We start from the raw sequence: 16,648 nt of genomic DNA on the forward strand, positions 1-16,648 counted from the left end.
ACCATAAAACGCGCTTATGTTGTGATCGGGGTTCAATAAATCACTAAACAAGGTATACTCCGGAGTTGTTTATTGTACTAAACGCTCCTGTGAGAGGATGCTACTGCGCACCTATGACTCAATTCGCTTCTCCAGTTCTGCATACGTTGCTGGATACCGACGCGTATAAACTGCATATGCAGCAAGCCGTTTTCCACCATTACTATGACGTTCATGTCGCGGCGGAATTCCGCTGCCGTGGCGACGACTTGCTCGGTATCTACGCAGACGCCATTCGTGAACAGGTCAATGCTATGCAGCATCTGACGCTGCAGGACGAGGAATATCAGTGGCTTTCTGGCCTGCCTTTCTTCAAAGCCGACTACCTGAACTGGCTGCGCGACTTCCGCTATAAGCCGGAGCAGGTCACCGTGGTTAACGATAACGGCAAGCTGGATATTCGCCTTGCAGGTCCGTGGCGGGAAGTGATCATGTGGGAAGTGCCGCTTCTGGCGGTAATCAGTGAACTGGCTCACCGCTACCGTTCCCCGGAAACGGGCGTAGCGCAGGCGGTGGCCTCGCTGGAAAAGAAACTCGCTGACTTCTCCACGCTGACCGCAGGGCTGGACATGTCCCGCTTCCGCCTGATGGACTTTGGCACCCGCCGCCGTTTTTCGCGCGACGTACAGGAGGCCATCGTTAAACGTCTGCAGCAGGAGCCGTGGTTCGTGGGCACCAGTAACTACGATCTGGCCCGTCGCCTCAATCTGACGCCCATGGGTACCCAGGCGCACGAGTGGTTCCAGGCGCATCAGCAAATTAGCCCTGACCTGGCTAACAGCCAGCGGGCAGCGCTGGCCGCATGGCTTGCGGAGTACCCGAATCAACTCGGAATTGCCCTCACGGACTGTATTACGATGGATGCCTTCCTGCGCGACTTTGGACCTGAATTTGCGGAGCGTTATCAGGGGTTGCGCCACGATTCCGGAGATCCGGTTGAGTGGGGTGAGAAGGCGATTGCCCATTACGAGAAACTGGGCATTGACCCGATGAGCAAGGTGCTGGTCTTCTCCGATAATCTCGATCTGGCGAAAGCCGTCGAACTCTATCGCCATTTCAACGCCAGAGTGAACCTGAGCTTCGGGATCGGTACCCGGTTAACCTGCGACATTCCTCAGGTAAAACCTCTGAATATCGTGATAAAGCTGGTGGAATGTAACGGCAAACCGGTGGCGAAACTCTCCGACAGCCCGGGCAAAACCATCTGCCATGACAAGGCGTTTGTCCGCGCGTTGCGCAAAGCCTTCGATCTTCCCCAGATCAAAAAAGCCAGTTAAGCGCTTAAGGGAGCCTTCATGGCTCCCCTCTTCTTATTTATTTCTCAATTCTTCCCTTTTGACCGCGAAATTTACTTGTCTGATAGCGGATGGCAGGTAACATAGATATCCCCCCATAAGGGTGGACAAGTGTTTATTTTTTCCGACTATTAACAGAGAGAATATTATGAGCGTTGTGCCTGTAGCCGACGTACTCCAGGGCCGTGTCGCCGTTGACTCAAAAGTCACCGTGCGCGGATGGGTGCGTACCCGCCGAGATTCTAAAGCTGGCATCTCCTTCCTTGCCGTCTATGACGGTTCCTGCTTTGATCCTGTACAGGCCGTCATTAATAATTCTCTGCCCAATTACAATGATGACGTTCTGCACCTGACGACGGGCTGTTCCGTAATTGTCACCGGCGTGGTCGTGGCATCCCCGGGCCAGGGTCAGAGTTTCGAAATTCAGGCTTCTGCGATTGAAGTCACCGGCTGGGTTGAAGATCCGGATACCTATCCGATGGCGGCAAAACGTCACAGCATTGAGTATCTGCGTGAGGTAGCTCACCTGCGTCCGCGTACCAACCTGATTGGTGCGGTTGCTCGCGTACGTCATACGCTGGCGCAAGCGCTGCATCGTTTCTTCGATGAGCAGGGTTATTTCTGGGTGTCTACCCCGCTGATCACCGCGTCCGATACGGAAGGCGCCGGTGAGATGTTCCGCGTCTCAACGCTGGATCTCGAAAACCTGCCGCGCACCCCGGAAGGTAAAGTGGACTATGACAAAGACTTCTTTGGTAAAGAGGCCTTCCTGACCGTATCCGGTCAGCTCAACGGCGAAACGTACGCCTGCGCGCTGTCTAAAATCTACACCTTTGGCCCTACCTTCCGTGCCGAAAACTCCAACACCAGCCGTCACCTGGCGGAATTCTGGATGCTGGAGCCTGAAGTGGCGTTCGCCAACCTGGACGATGTCGCGGGTCTGGCGGAAGCGATGCTGAAGTATGTCTTCAAAGCGGTGCTGGAAGAGCGTCCGGACGACATGAAATTCTTCGCCGAGCGCGTAGACAGCGACGCGGTAGCCCGTCTGGAGCGCTTCGTCTCTGCCGATTTTGCGCAGGTGGACTACACCGACGCGGTGGCGATCCTCGAGAAATGCGGTGAGAAGTTCGAGAACCCGGTTTACTGGGGCGTAGACCTGGCGTCTGAGCACGAGCGCTATCTGGCCGAGAAGCATTTCAAAGCGCCGGTTGTCGTTAAAAACTACCCGAAAGACATCAAGGCCTTCTATATGCGCCTTAACGAAGACGGTAAAACCGTGGCAGCGATGGACGTCCTGGCGCCGGGCATCGGTGAAATCATCGGTGGCTCTCAGCGTGAAGAGCGTCTGGACGTGCTGGACGCGCGTATGGAAGAGATGGGTCTTAACCCTGCGGACTACAGCTGGTACCGCGATCTGCGTCGTTACGGTACCGTACCGCACGCCGGTTTTGGTCTGGGCTTTGAGCGTCTGATTGCCTACGTGACCGGTGTGCAGAACGTTCGTGACGTGATTCCGTTCCCACGTACGCCACGTAACGCCAGCTTCTAATCGGTAAAAGACTAAAATGGCCAGCCTGTGCTGGCCATTATTTTATCCTGTATTGTCAGTTTTCGTCAGCGTGAAGTCAGCATCTTCATGCCTTCACCCCGTCACAACCACTACCTGTTACGTTTTGTTTCCGCGAAATATCCAGCCACAAAAAATAAACCCCATTCTTATTGCGCTTATTACATCCTCAAGCAATAGCACAAATTTCAACCAATTTTACAGCCATCCAGAAGGCTTTTCGGCGTCATAAGAAAAAACGAGTCGTTTATCGTCTGTTTATATGAATTGCCTTTATCCAAATTAATCATAAGGAATTCATATATATAGGATAGATACTGTCGCTTAATTCACCAGGGCGTTCTGAAGTTTGAGGTGGTTCACAAAGTTCCCAAAAATACACATTTAGTTACATATATTTTCTTTTGGTTACTCAATCTTGAGAATTGTAGCACTTTCAGGCTAGCGAAACGCTTCGGCGAATGGAAAGATGCCTGTCAGATACATAAAGACACCAAACTCTCATCAATAGTTCCGGAAATATTTATTGACAGAATTTATTGACGGCAGTGGCGAGTGTCATAAAAAAACCAATGAGGGTAATAAATAATGATGAAGCGCAATATTCTGGCAGTGGTAATCCCTGCCCTGCTGGTAGCCGGTGCAGCCAACGCTGCAGAAATCTATAACAAAGACTCTAATAAACTGGATCTTTACGGGAAAGCGGTTGGTCTGCATTACTTCTCTGACTATGCTGGCAACGACGGCGACCAGACTTACGCTCGTCTGGGCTTCAAAGGCGAAACGAAAATCAATGACCAGCTGACCGGTTATGGCCAGTGGGAATACAACTTCTAGGGTAACAACTCCGAAGGCGCCGATGCTCAGAGCGGTAACAAAACCCGTCTGGCGTTCGCAGGTCTGAAATTCGGTGATGCAGGCTCCTTCGACTACGGTCGTAACTATGGCCTGGTGTATGATGCAATCGGCATCACCGATATGCTGCCAGAATGGGGTGGCGACACTGGCAAGAGCGATAACTTCTTCTCCAGCCGTAATGGTGGTCTGGCGACTTACCGTAACAGCGGCTTCTTCGGCCTGGTTGACGGTCTGAACTTTGGCGTTCAGTATCTGGGCAAAAATGACCGTGATGATGCAGTACGTTCTAACGGTGACGGCTGGGCAACCTCAGTTAGCTATGATTTCGAAGGCTTTGGCGTTGTGGGTGCATACGGCGCAGCTGACCGTACCAACAGCCAGCAAAAGCTGGTCTGGGGTAAAGGCGATAAAGCTGAGCAGTGGGCAACTGGCCTGAAGTATGACGCAAACAACATCTACCTGGCAGCGCTGTACGGCGAAATGCACAACGCCGCGCGTTTGAGCAGCAGCGGTTTCGCTAACAAATCTCAGGACTTCTCTGTTGTCGCTCAGTATCAGTTCGACTTCGGTCTGCGTCCATCCATCGCTTACTACAAATCTAAAGCGAAAGATGTTGAAGGCATTGGTGATGAAGATTTCATCAACTACATCGAAGTTGGCGCGACTTACTACTTCAACAAAAACATGTCCACCTATGTTGACTACCAGATCAACCAGCTGAAAGATGACAACAAACTGGGCATCAACAACGATGACACTGTAGCACTGGGTCTCGTCTACCAGTTCTAATCAGTACACCACTTTGTTATATGCTTAATGAACAGGGCTTCGGCCCTGTTTTTTTATGCCTGACAGAAAATAATGGCGACTTTTGAAAAGCCGCACGCTTTTCGTCGCAAACGGTTGGCATTTTGTAAATCTACCGTTAACCTGATAGCGGATTTCACTTCTGTAATCACAATGGAACTTCGTCATGTTTGAGAACATTACCGCCGCTCCTGCCGACCCGATTCTGGGCCTGGCCGATCTGTTTCGTGCCGACGACCGCCCTGGCAAAATCAACCTGGGTATTGGTGTATATAAAGATGAAACCGGCAAAACTCCGGTACTGACCAGCGTTAAGAAAGCTGAGCAGTATCTGCTGGAAAACGAAACCACCAAAAACTACCTCGGTATTGATGGTATCCCTGAATTTGGTCGCTGCACCCAGGAGCTGCTGTTCGGTAAAGGCAGTGCAATTGTGAGTGACAAACGTGCCCGTACGGCACAGACCCCGGGCGGTACCGGCGCGCTGCGCGTGGCGGCGGATTTCCTTGCGAAAAACACCTCTGTGAAGCGTGTCTGGGTAAGCAATCCAAGCTGGCCGAACCACAAGAGCGTATTTAACTCTGCGGGTCTGGAAGTGCGTGAATACGCCTACTACGACGCAGCAAACCACTCTCTGGACTTTGACGGCCTGCTGGCGAGCCTGAGTGAGGCGCAGGCGGGTGACGTGGTGCTGTTCCACGGCTGCTGCCACAACCCAACCGGTATCGATCCAACGCTTGAGCAGTGGGAACATCTGGCGAAGCTGTCCGTAGAAAAAGGCTGGCTGCCGCTGTTTGACTTTGCCTACCAGGGCTTCGCCCGTGGTCTGGAAGAAGATGCCGAAGGCCTGCGCGCGTTCGCCGCAGTGCATCAGGAGCTGATCGTTGCAAGCTCCTACTCCAAGAACTTTGGTCTGTACAATGAGCGTGTAGGTGCCTGTACGCTGGTTGCGGCTAACGATGAGACCGTCGATCGCGCGTTCAGCCAGATGAAATCCGTTATCCGCGCTAACTACTCTAACCCGCCGGCACACGGTGCCTCTGTTGTTGCGACTATCCTGAGCAACGATGCGCTGCGCGCCATCTGGGAACAAGAGCTGAACGATATGCGTCAGCGTATTCAGCGCATGCGCCTGCTGTTTGTGAACACCCTGGCGGAGAAAGGCGCGGATCGCGACTTCAGCTTTATCATCAAACAGAACGGCATGTTCTCGTTCAGCGGCCTGACCAAAGAGCAGGTTCTGCGCCTGCGTGAAGAGTTCGGCGTGTACGCCGTAGCGTCTGGCCGCGTGAACGTTGCAGGCATGACGCCTGACAACATGGCGCCGCTGTGCGAAGCGATTGTCGCCGTACTGTAATTTGCGCCCATAAAAAAGCCTGCATCATGCAGGCTTTTTTTATTCGGGTTACCAGACAGGCATTTCATCCTGAAGGAACGGATTATGGAGCCGTTCATAGCCCAGCGTCGACATCGGACCGTGCCCAGGGATAAACGTCACATCATCACCCAGCGGCAATAACTTCTGTTTAATCGACTGAATCAGCTGTCCGTGATCGCCGCGCGGAAAATCGCTGCGTCCTACGCCACCTTTGAAAATCACATCGCCGGAGATCAGCAGACGGGACTGGTCATCAAAGAAGACGATATGGCCTGGCGTATGCCCAGGACAATGCAACACCTGTAAAGTCACATTCCCTATGCTAACGCGCTCTCCTTCGTTCAGCCAGCGATCGGGCGTCAGGGGCTGACACTCATCCAGGCCAAACATGCGGCTTTGGGCGGGTAACCCCTGTAGCCAGAACTCATCTTCTTTTTCCGGACCGACAATCGGCACGCCGTAGTGTTCAGCCAGTTCAGCCGCTGCGCCCACATGGTCGAGGTGACCATGCGTCAGTAAAATCTGCATAAGCGTCACGCCGCTGTCGGCGACTTCCTGCTTGATCTTCTCAGCGTCACCGCCGGGATCGACAAGCGCGGCCAGTTTAGTCTGTTCGCACCAGATGAGTGAGCAATTCTGGGAGAACGCGGTAACCGGAATAATACGATAGTTCATACTGCTCCTGTGTTTCGTTATTACCAGTGCCGAACCGGACCGGTATCAATATGCACAAAGTTGCTGCTGGGGTAATATCCTACACCACCTGCGCGCATAGATAACGCAGCTTTGCGAATATTGGCTAACGAAACGCCCTCAATATGGAAATCCATTGCCTGTCCCTTCGTGTGATAGCTTTTTTTCGCTACCCCGCGACTGTGGGCGCGCAGTTCATTATTGGTATCAACTGAGCGATAACCAGAAATAAGCTGCACCGGCTTGCTGGTGCCCAGCAGGCCCTGAAGGCGGTAAAGCTGATCAAACAGTCCTGGGTCGATGGCTTTAATTTTATTCGCGCGGAAATCACGGAAAAAATGGTTAAGTCTTGCTAATTCATCCTGAATATAGCCTCTGCCATCGAAGAACTCCGCTTTTAGCGACTCACCGGTATGGAGATTGTTGAGCGTTAAAACTCGCGGACGAGGTGTCGAGAGGGTGGCAAATGCTGGCGTCGGCAAGATGGCCGCTGCGCCAAGCGCAACACCACCTAACGCCAGCAGTTTGCGGCGATTAGCGTCAAATTTGTCCATGATAATCAGGTCTACAGGTAAAAGAAATCGTAATATGCATAGCGCACGAAGGGCACCTTAACTGGCAAAACCGGGTACGTCAAGGCGCCCAACCCCAGTGAATACGCGGCTTGCAGCGATATAGCCCCTTATTCACCCTAACTTAGGACAATCATTTTTCCCGAACTGCTTCATTTACCTGATTAATTGTTCCGCTTTTGGCAAAATTTGTGCGCCGGATCGCGCGGTGAGATCATAATTGTAAATATCTGTACGGTACTGAGTCCGCCCGTCTTCGCCCACAAACGCCGTCAGATAGTAAAGATTGACCGGAATATTGTGCCGAATATTAACGTAACGCGTATCCCCTTGTTTCAGGGCATCCGAAATGCGCGTATCGTTCCAGCCCGCATCCTGCAGCAGCATATTGGCCAGCTCCGAGGCTTTGTTCACACGCACGCAGCCAGAACTCAACGCGCGCGTATCTTTCTGGAACAGATTGTGGTTCGGCGTATCGTGCAGATAGATAGCGTCAGAACTCGGCATATTGAATTTGTAACGCCCTAAAGAGTTATGCGCCCCCGGTGCCTGCTGGAAACGGAACGGCAGGTTTGACGCCGTGATTGTCGACCAGTCGACCATATAAGGATCGATAGCCTCTTTACTGTTCCATCCACGCATCACCGTATAGCCATGACGTTCCAGATAACCCGGATCGTTCCAGACCTTCGGCAGAATGTCTTTCCGCGCCAGCGTCGGTGGCACGTTCCACGGCGGGTTAACGACTACGTTATTGAGCGCGCTGCTCATCATCGGTGTTTTGCGATCCGGACGCCCGACAATCACGCGCGACGCCAGTTTTTCGCTACCGTCCTGGTAATAGACCAGGGAATACGCCGGAATGTTAACCATAATGCCGGTAGAAAGGGTTCCCGGCAGCAGGCGCAAACGCTGGATATTGAGCGCCAGCACCCCTGCCCGCTGCGCAGGCGATACGTTAAGCCAGTCTCGCGTCGTCTGGCCAATGACGCCATCGGCTCCCAGTCCCTGAGCGGCCTGGAATTGCTTCACTGCCGCAACCAGCTCGCGATCGTATGCTGCGGGTTTATTGCTGACGGCAATCGCTTTTTTCTCTTTCACGGGCGCTGACGGGCTGACCGCCGCGTTTTGCGGATCGTCGCCTGGCAGGGCGATATGTGGCCCGCCTTCAAGAAGACCCGAGCGCGTCAGGATCTCGCGCAGAGCAGGCACATCGCTGCTCCACTGCCCCGGACGCAGCGTCGCGGTGCCGCGCATCTGCGGCCATGGGCGCGAGTCGCCCACCAGCGCGAGGAGAGACTGGTGAAGCGTGGCGTATTGTGGATGCGCCGGTGCGAGACTGGCAATAAAGCGCGGCAGTTCGCCATTATCGAGGGCTAACTGCCACTGGTTAATCACCGACAGCGCTGGCGTCGCGAGCTTGTACGGCTTATCGCTGTATAGCCAGCGGTTGCCATTGACCGGAATACCCGCCACGAACTGCAGGTAACCCATCATGGCATCGGAAAGCACCACATCTCTCGCCTGCCCTGTTACGGCAGGATCGGTTAACAGCTCAACCCACTTTGTAAACTGCGGCTGAAACCCTGCAATTGCGACCTCCGCCAGCTGCTGCTGGAAGGCGCGCACGGCATCGCGGTTTTCCCACATCGGTTTCATATCGCGGGCGGCATAAAGCAGCGTGAGCTGATTGAGATAGACAGGCGTGTAGCCTGACGGCAGCCCCGACTGCAGCTGCTGGCTGAGCGATTCGGCGTCGATGCCTTCCGGCAGCGGCTTAATACCGGCCATGATCGCCGTCGCCGGAGATTGCTCCAGCGGCTGGGACAACGACGTAGGCTGCGCGCCCGTCGTTGCCGAGCTGTCAGTCGGCACAATTTCAGGCTCGTCGGCCTGGGCGGTTAACAGTGGAGCAAACATCACTGCCAGGCATAGACTAAGCGCCGACAGCTGACGACCACATTCTTTCTTAAGCAACATCCCTTGCCCCCTGTTTTCACGACATGCCCATCACGTTGGGGCTTTCTTTCATTATAGGTAGACGGCTAAGCTGTTGCCTTACCTTATGTAAAGAAGTTTAAAGATAACGCAGCCCTAAGCACAAGTTAAGTTTAAAAAAAAAGCGGCGCCAGAGCGCCGCTTCGGGTCAGAAGACACTTCAGGAAGCGTCCGCCGTGGTTTCCGGCAGTGACTCCGGCGGCTGCGGCGCAAAGCCGCGCAGCCCGACAACGTGAACGTGCTCGCTGTTCTGGAACACTTTACGCACCAGCTTGTAGGTTGTCCCTTTTTCAGGGCTGATGTTCTCCGGTGCCGCAATGATGAGCTGCATATCGAGACGTTCGCAAAGCTCAAACAGCGTGGCAATGGAGCGCGCATCAAGACGCGCCGCCTCATCCAGGAACAGCAGTCGGCATGGGGAGATGTCTTTGCCGCGCAGGCGGCGCGCTTCGTCTTCCCAGCTCTGTACCACCATCACCAGAATTGACATCCCGGTACCGATCGCTTCACCGGTAGAGAGCGCCCCGGATTCCGCACGCAGCCAGCCGTCGGAGCCACGGTTTACCTCTACCTCCATTTCCAGGTAGTTACGGTAATCCAGCAGCTCTTCCCCGATGGTTTGCGGCGTACGCTGTCCCATATCAATCTGCGGGTTCAGGCGCTGATACAGCTTCGCCAGCGCTTCGGAGAAGGTCAGACGGTTGCTGTTGAACAGATCCTGGTGCTGCTCGTGCTGCTCAGACAGCACTTCCAGCAGCGTCGCGTGGGCTTCACGCACGTTGACGTTGAGGCGCACGCTGTTCACCTGGCCAAACGACACGCTCTGCAGACCCTGGTTCAGCTGGCGAATGCGGTTCTGCTCGCGCTGAATGGTTTTGCGGATGATATTCGCCACGCTGCGGGAGCTGATCGCCAGCTTCTGCTCGCGAGAGGTCAGCTCTTCCGTCAGGCGCCCCAGCTCGATTTCCATCTGCTCGATAGCCTCGACCGGATCGTCAGTACGGATAATGTCCTGACGAATACGCTCGCGCAGGTGCTGGTAAACCGCCACGAAGAACTGGATTTTACGTTCAGGGCGTTTCGGATCTTCTGACATACGCAGGACATCGCGCAGGTGTTCGTTATCCGCCACCGCCAGACGCAGCGCACCCAGCGCCTTATCCGACATGGAACGCAGCTCATCGGCAGAGAGATACGCCAGCTCGCGACGGTGCAGACGACGCTCAACGTTATTGTCTTTCACCATGCGCATTACCGCGCACCAGCCCGCCTTGGCGGTCACGACCTGCTCGCGCATTTCATGGTAGTCGCGCTCCAGCTTGCGCAGGCGACGGGTCAGGTTATCCATTTCTGCTTCGCAGAAGGTGAGCGCTTTTTCCAGCTGATTGCGACGCGCGCGGTTGTTGCTGAGCTGAGCATGCAGCTCGTCACGACGAATGCGCGCGCGCTCTTCCGCCCCGCTGTCGGCACGGACGCCGATGTCCTGAAGCTCTTTCTGCAGGTCGTTTAACAGCTCTTTCTTGGTATCGAAGGAGCTTTTCAGCGAGGCCAGCACCTGGTTGTACTGGTTCAACTGAGCGGAGTGGCTGCGCATTGCTTCGCGGGCGCGGGTACGCTCCGCTTCCGCCTGCTCAAGGCGCTGACGCAGCTTTTCATTCAGATCGCTGTTACCGCTCAGCATTTCCGCCGAATCGGAGTAGCCGAAATGGGCGCGACGCTGCACCACTTCCGTCAGGGCAAACGCCTGCTGACGCGCTTCGCGCTGCACCTGCTGTGACCAGGCATAATCTTCTTTTAACTGCTCGAACTGTTCCGGGTCGCTCTGCAGGACAGAGACAACCGGCTCCAGCTTCGCCAGCTGATTGCCGTGCTGCTGCACGAAGCGCGCGGCTTCCTGCGCTTCATCCAGACGCTCCTGGATCTCATCCACGCGGTCGGCCAGCGTGTCGTCTGCCAGCAGATTCAGGCGCGGCAGAATACGGTTAAGGGCCGCAACGCCCTCTTTCGCCTGCTCGAACTGGACGCGACTCTGCTGGTTGTCGCTTTCATGACTGGCAATCGCCCGTTCCAGCTCGCCACGGCGGGTATTGAGTTTGCGAATTTCCGCTTCCGGGTCGGCTTCGAAGGCCACGGCCAGATGGCTGCCGATAAAGCGGCTAAACGCCTGATGCAGACGCTGGGTTTTCTGCACGTCAAACGACAGCGTCGCAAAGCGTTCAGACAGCGTCTCACGCTCGGCGTGCAGGCTTTCGATGCGGCTTTCGCGCGCGGCGCGGCCAAACAGCGGCAGTTCCGGGAAGCGGGAGTAGCGCCACTGACGGTCGGCGATTTTGACCACCACCGCTTTTTCCAGCTCGTCGACGCTGAATACGCTGTCATCGAACGACTGCGGATCCCCTTCGATCAGGTAGAGATCTTCCGGGCAATCTTCCAGACCGGCAAGCTGCTCCGAAATCAGCGACAGATCCGGCACCACGATCGCGTTACGCGACGGGCCATACAGTGCCGAGAAGTAAGGCGCATCGTCCAGGCCGACATCGTCGTAAATCTCAGACAGCAGCACGCCGCCAAAACGCTCTGCCAGGGCATTGAGGCGCGGGTCTTCCGCACCACCCGGCTGGCTTAAGCGCTCAATTTCTTCGTCGACGTCACGCTTGCGCGCGCCCACTTCATCACGCTCAACAATCGCCTCGCGCTCGAGCTCCAGCAGCTGCTGCAGGTATTCAGTGACTTCCTGGCTGGATTCGAACTGCTCGCCGCACTGCTCACTGAGCTGGTTAAGGCTGCTCTGGGCCGCCAGCCAGACCGGGGCACGCTGCAGAAGCGCTTGCGAACGGGACTGAAGCTGTTCCAGCTCCTGACGCAGGGTCATACGCTGTTCGCTGGCGCTGGAGACCGTGTCTGAAAGCGCAGCGATACGCGCCTCGAGTTCCTGATGCAGGGCCTCAAGCTCGTCAAAATCGTAATTTTTGCCCTGACGTTTGCAGAATTCCGCCAGCAGACGCTCGGCTTCCTGCTGCTCGCGCAGGCGCTGTTCCAGCTCGTTCAGACGCATACGCAGCGGCTGAACCTGCTCGGCCAGATGGCGCTGGTTAACACCGTCGCGCAGCAGTTCACGGGCAACGTCCCAGGCTTCGTTACGCGCCAGCGGGCCGTTAATCGCCACAACCAGCTGATAGGCCTGCTCAAACTGGCTGTGTGCCGTTTGCGCAACGCTCATTTTCTGTTCGAGGGATAGCAGTTTCTCAGTGGCTTCCTGCTCTTTGGCCTGGAAGGTATCCAGCCACTCGTCGGCGCTTTCCGGCGTCAGGTCAGGCAGATGGCACAGCTCTTTCGCGCGCTGTAATGCCTGCAGTGCCTGGGTGTACTGGATCGCGCGCGTCTGCTGCACGTCCAGCGCCTGCTGGTAATCGGCAAGCTGGCTTTTCAGCTCATCCACTTCCAGCTCGGCCGCTTCGGCGCGGGCTTCGTTCTCTTCCTGCATCTCGGCGGCTTCGGCCACCACTTCATTTTGCTCTTCGAGACGGATCTGCAGCTCGTCGAGGTCCGCTTCATAGCGCTCGATTTTTTCCTGCTGACGGAGCGCAGTTTGCACCAGGTTCAGGTGATCGCTGGCGGCCTGATAGTCGGCTTCCAGGTCGCCCTCGGCACCGTTGTGCTCGCCGAGCTCGCGCGCCATTTCGACGTGCTTGTACTGCTCGGCCACCAGCTGTTTGCGGGAGGTAAACAGCTCGCGGCGGTATTCTAATGCCTGATCGAGGTGGACGCGGCGCTCGTTGGCGTGGCGCATGTAGTCCGCCGCCACGTAGTTAGTGGCTTCGCTGATCAGGTGTTTAAACAGATCGCGGTCAGACTGGGTCACGCGAATCGCTTCCAGCGTCATGCGGTTTTCACGCAGCGCCGCCTCCATGTCCTGGAAGGCCTTACGCACCCCGCTGTTTTCCGGCAGCAGATAGTCGCGCAGGGAGCGGGTAATGGCGCTGGAGATACCGCCGTACAGGGACGCTTCGATCAGGCGGTAGTATTTGCTACGGTCTGATGCGGTGCGCAGACGACGCGCCACCACGCCGAGATCGAACATCAGCGAGTGGTAGTCGGTAATCGAGTTGAACTGTTTGAACTGCACGCCTTCGATCGCTTCGAGCTTATCTTTCAGCTCCTGCAGCGTCAGCACGCGCGCCTGGCGCTCGTTCAGGGTTTCCGTCAGCAGCGCCGTCGGCTGCACAGACGTTGGCAGCCCCTGGATGGCGAACGGTTTAATGTCGACTTTACGGTCGCGACCGGCAACCTGCTGCAGGCGCACGCCCACCACCACGCGCTGATGGCGGGAGTTAATGACGTCCAGAACCGAATAACAGACGCCGGCCTTCAGCTTCCCGTGCAGGCCTTTATCACGGGAACCGCTTGTGGCCCCCGCTTCGGTGGTGTTACGGAAGTGAAGCAGCGTCAGGTCAGGGATCAGCGCCGTGACAAAGGCCGCCATGGTGGTGGATTTACCCGCCCCGTTACCGCCGGAGAGCGTCGTCACCAGCTCATCCAGATCGAACGTTCGGGCAAAGAAGCCGTTCCAGTTAATCAGCGTCAGTGAGCGAAATTTACCGCGTTCAATCATTACTCTTCCTCCCCGCTATCCGGCAGATTCTCTTCATGCTCATCATTGAGCTGCAAATGGTTTTCCACCGGCATCGCTTCACCGTCGCGGATCATGCGAAGCTGCGCTTCACGCGCGTCATCGCCCGCACGCACGTCGGCGCCGAAGCGGAAGACAGATTCCGTAATGCGGAATTTGCTGCTGTCGTGACCCATAAACCAGACCATCCCCAGACGACGCAGACGGTTCAGGGAAGAGCGGACTTTTTCCTGTAGTTTCTGACGGTCGAGATCCGACCCCGTGGAGCGGTTGTTCACCAGCTTGAGCAGCTTGCTCTCATCTGCCAGCGTCAACAGCTCGTCGTAAAGTTCCTGCTGGGTGAAGATCCCTTCATTCGCCAGACGTTCCGGGCTGAGGTAGAGGTAGCAGAGAATTTTGCCGACCATCATATCCAGCTCGGAGAGCACGGAACGCGGAATCAGCGTCGTGGAGCGCGGGCGCAGGTAGAAAAACCCTTCCGGCGCGCGGATAAGCTCCACGTTGTAGCGGGCGTAAAACTCTTCCAGGTACTCCTGGAAGTCCATCAAAAAGGCGTGATTATCCAGCTCGTCTAAGCCAATGTGACGACCGGCACGCAGCTGGCTGTCCAGCGCCGGAAATAACGGATTCGCCAGCGCCTGTGCCAGCTTAACCGGCATCACTTGTTCAATATTTGTCAATGACATGCGCCTGTACCTTGGCTCCGTAATCGTTAATTGGCTGCCACTTCGGCGGCAGTCCGGTGAAATCGGCTTGCGCGATACCCAGGCGAACCGCCTGGTCTACCACAATGCGGGCAACGTCGAAGTGGCGCGCGCGAGGATATTGCGCCAGATAGTCGCGCACCACGAGCCCCAGATCCAGCGGAGCTTGTCTGGTTTTGTAGACAGCAAGCTGTTCTTCGATCATCGCCGCAAGCTGCTCGCGAATTTCGTTAAATTCTTCGTATTCCAGATCCGGCGGCAGTTCACCGGTTACCTCTTCATCACGCAATGCCATCTCTTCGTCGCGCATATCCAGCAGACGATCGGCATTGGCGTAGGTCAGCGCCCACGGCGCATCGAAATAGGTCTGCACCGACTGGCGCAGACGCTGGGCAAAGACGCGGTTTTTATCCATATCGATCGCGGTACGGATAAATTTATGCACGTGTCGGTCGTAGCCGATCCACAGGTCGATCGACTGCTGGCCCCAGCTGATGATGCGGTCCAGTTTACTCTGCAGGTCGAACACCAGACGGTCGATAAAGTGCAGATCGTCGTGTGCCAGCGTCGCGTCCTGGATGCGCAGCAGGTTCGCCTGCAGCTTGTCCCCTGCGGCTTCCAGCGTATCCTGCAGCTCACGCAGCGTACCGGAGGTTTCTGACAGCAGAAGTTCACAGCTTGAGATGGCTGCACGCCAGTCTTTATTCAGCAGCTGTGCGATATCGTCTTTGACCTGCTGCTGCTGTTCGTCCATCAGACGCTGGGTCAGATCGATACTGTCGAAGATTTCCGCCACCGAGTATTTCAGCGGTGCATAGACGTTTCGGTGCCAGTGGAATTCGTCACCGTCTTCATCTGCCGCATCGGCGGCGCGCTTAAGCTCACCGGCCACGATCGACAGCTGCATGGACAGACGCAGCGTGGAAAATTCGCGCTGACGAATGTAGTAATCGGTGATGCCGATGCCCAGCGGCGTCAGGCGATAGATGGCGTTTCCTTCCGCCTGCTCGCTGGTAAAGCGGTTCAGCAGACGTTGACGCACCATATCGTTAATTGCGTTGTTGGCACGCACGCTAATGGTTTCGCTGGTTTGCTCAAACGCATCACTGACATGGCGGAACGCGTCCACCAGTTCACCCTCGCTCATTTCCCCATCCAGCCGCTCGCCGTTCAGCGTGGCAACCGCCAGCAGGAAAGAGAGTCTGTCTACCGGCAGCGAGATGGAGAAATCGTTTTTCCTGGCCCAGGCAACCAGTTCGGGGACTGTCTGGGAAAATTCACTCATAGGTTATCCTTGCATCTGCGGCTTGTGCGCGGTGACGTGAATATAGCGGCCAAGGCTGACAAAAGGCTCCTGGCGGCAATACCGCGTTTCCAATTCTGTTAAGGTGTCAAAACAGTCACGCTGTTTGTGTTTTTCACGCAGATAATCATGAAACACCCTGACGCCCGTCTTCCCGACAATCTGCCAGCCAATCGCTTCCAGCCAGCCATAGACCTGCTGTGGATCGCGCGGATAGTCCGGGGAAAGCGTGCGTTTTTTCTTTTTGGGCATCCCGACCTGAACATAGTCGAAGTTTCCCGCAACCATGTTGTGCATCAGGAAGCCGTTAGCATTGTAGAACATCAACGACAGCGTGCCGCCCGGGCGCAACATCGACCACAGGGTTTGTAACACGCTTAGCGGATCGGCAACCCACTCCAGCACCGCATGAAACAATATCAGATCAACCTGGGTTTCCAAATGCTGTGCGATGTCCTGAGCGGCGCATTGTATAAAATGCATGTTGTCGCTCACACCTTTCTCTTCTGCCGCACGCGTCGCGCGGGCGACCATTTCAGCAGAAAGATCGCAAAGCGTGACGTGATGACCGCGTTCCGCCATTTTTATGGCCGTCTGCCCTTCACCGCCCCCGGCATCCAGCACGCGCAACGTTTGACCACCAAAGGTAGCCAGAATGGTGTCCAGATCCTGCCAGAGGATCGTCTGACGGAGCTGCCCTTTCGTGGTGCCATAAATGTTGCGCGAAAACTTTTCCGCGATGTCATCAAAATTGCGATCCCGCATTGGGAGAGTTCCACTCGCTAACTGCAAAACCGCTATTTT

At 55.7% G+C, this 16,648-nt stretch carries 10 protein-coding genes and 1 pseudogene; 4 read left to right on the forward strand and 7 right to left on the reverse strand.

All coding sequences use genetic code 11. The features are described 5' to 3' along the window. The first annotated feature begins 113 nt into the window (after nucleotides 1–113). The 4 genes and pseudogenes from pncB to aspC all read left to right on the forward strand — a co-directional run bounded on the left by pncB (nucleotide 114) and on the right by aspC (nucleotide 5,923). On the forward strand, nucleotides 114–1,316 hold the full coding sequence (pncB, locus tag ACHH0Z_RS03945) for a nicotinate phosphoribosyltransferase (protein ID WP_021240866.1): 1,203 nt from the start codon (nucleotides 114–116) through the stop codon (nucleotides 1,314–1,316). Nucleotides 1,317–1,482: 166 nt separating this feature from the next. Beyond that, complete coding sequence (gene asnS, locus ACHH0Z_RS03950) at nucleotides 1,483–2,883, forward strand: asparagine--tRNA ligase (protein WP_045406759.1); 1,401 nt, start codon at nucleotides 1,483–1,485, stop codon at nucleotides 2,881–2,883. A gap of 606 nt (nucleotides 2,884–3,489) precedes the next feature. Beyond that, a pseudogene (gene ompF, locus ACHH0Z_RS03955) lies at nucleotides 3,490–4,548 on the forward strand (porin OmpF). A 184-nt stretch (nucleotides 4,549–4,732) separates the two neighbouring features. Continuing rightward, entirely contained in the window at nucleotides 4,733–5,923 is a 1,191-nt protein-coding gene (gene aspC, locus ACHH0Z_RS03960; RefSeq protein ID WP_008499949.1) for an aspartate transaminase, read from the forward strand. Between the two features lie 48 nt (nucleotides 5,924–5,971). On the opposite strand, the gene ACHH0Z_RS03965 is transcribed toward aspC, so the two are convergent. The 7 genes from ACHH0Z_RS03965 to cmoM form a co-directional block, all read right to left on the reverse strand. Beyond that, a complete protein-coding gene (locus ACHH0Z_RS03965) occupies nucleotides 5,972–6,619 on the reverse strand; it encodes an MBL fold metallo-hydrolase (RefSeq protein ID WP_008499950.1) in 648 nt (215 codons plus the stop codon). Between the two features lie 20 nt (nucleotides 6,620–6,639). Further along, nucleotides 6,640–7,191 carry a YcbK family protein gene (locus ACHH0Z_RS03970; protein WP_008499951.1) on the reverse strand — a complete coding sequence of 184 codons (552 nt, stop codon included), beginning with the start codon at nucleotides 7,189–7,191 and terminating at the stop codon, nucleotides 6,640–6,642. 174 nt (nucleotides 7,192–7,365) lie between these two features. After that, nucleotides 7,366–9,189 carry a L,D-transpeptidase gene (ldtD, locus tag ACHH0Z_RS03975; protein ID WP_045406761.1) on the reverse strand — a complete coding sequence of 608 codons (1,824 nt, stop codon included), beginning with the start codon at nucleotides 9,187–9,189 and terminating at the stop codon, nucleotides 7,366–7,368. A gap of 178 nt (nucleotides 9,190–9,367) precedes the next feature. After that, the gene (gene mukB, locus ACHH0Z_RS03980) at nucleotides 9,368–13,819 is read right to left on the reverse strand and encodes a chromosome partition protein MukB (protein WP_045406764.1); all 4,452 of its coding nucleotides are present in this window, start codon (nucleotides 13,817–13,819) and stop codon (nucleotides 9,368–9,370) included. Continuing rightward, nucleotides 13,819–14,523, reverse strand: a complete 705-nt coding sequence (gene mukE, locus ACHH0Z_RS03985) for a chromosome partition protein MukE (RefSeq protein WP_008499954.1) — start codon at nucleotides 14,521–14,523, stop codon at nucleotides 13,819–13,821. The genes mukB and mukE overlap by 1 nt, the downstream gene beginning before the upstream one ends. Beyond that, nucleotides 14,504–15,826, reverse strand: coding sequence for a chromosome partition protein MukF (gene mukF / locus ACHH0Z_RS03990; protein ID WP_008499955.1), 1,323 nt, complete (start codon nucleotides 15,824–15,826; stop codon nucleotides 14,504–14,506). The genes mukE and mukF overlap by 20 nt, the downstream gene beginning before the upstream one ends. Before the next feature lie 3 nt (nucleotides 15,827–15,829). Continuing rightward, on the reverse strand, nucleotides 15,830–16,609 hold the full coding sequence (gene cmoM, locus ACHH0Z_RS03995; protein ID WP_008499956.1) for a tRNA uridine 5-oxyacetic acid(34) methyltransferase CmoM: 780 nt from the start codon (nucleotides 16,607–16,609) through the stop codon (nucleotides 15,830–15,832). Nucleotides 16,610–16,648: the final 39 nt, after the last annotated feature.

This window comes from Enterobacter cloacae complex sp. 2024EL-00227 (assembly GCF_043945315.1).
Taxonomy (GTDB): domain Bacteria; phylum Pseudomonadota; class Gammaproteobacteria; order Enterobacterales; family Enterobacteriaceae; genus Enterobacter; species Enterobacter roggenkampii.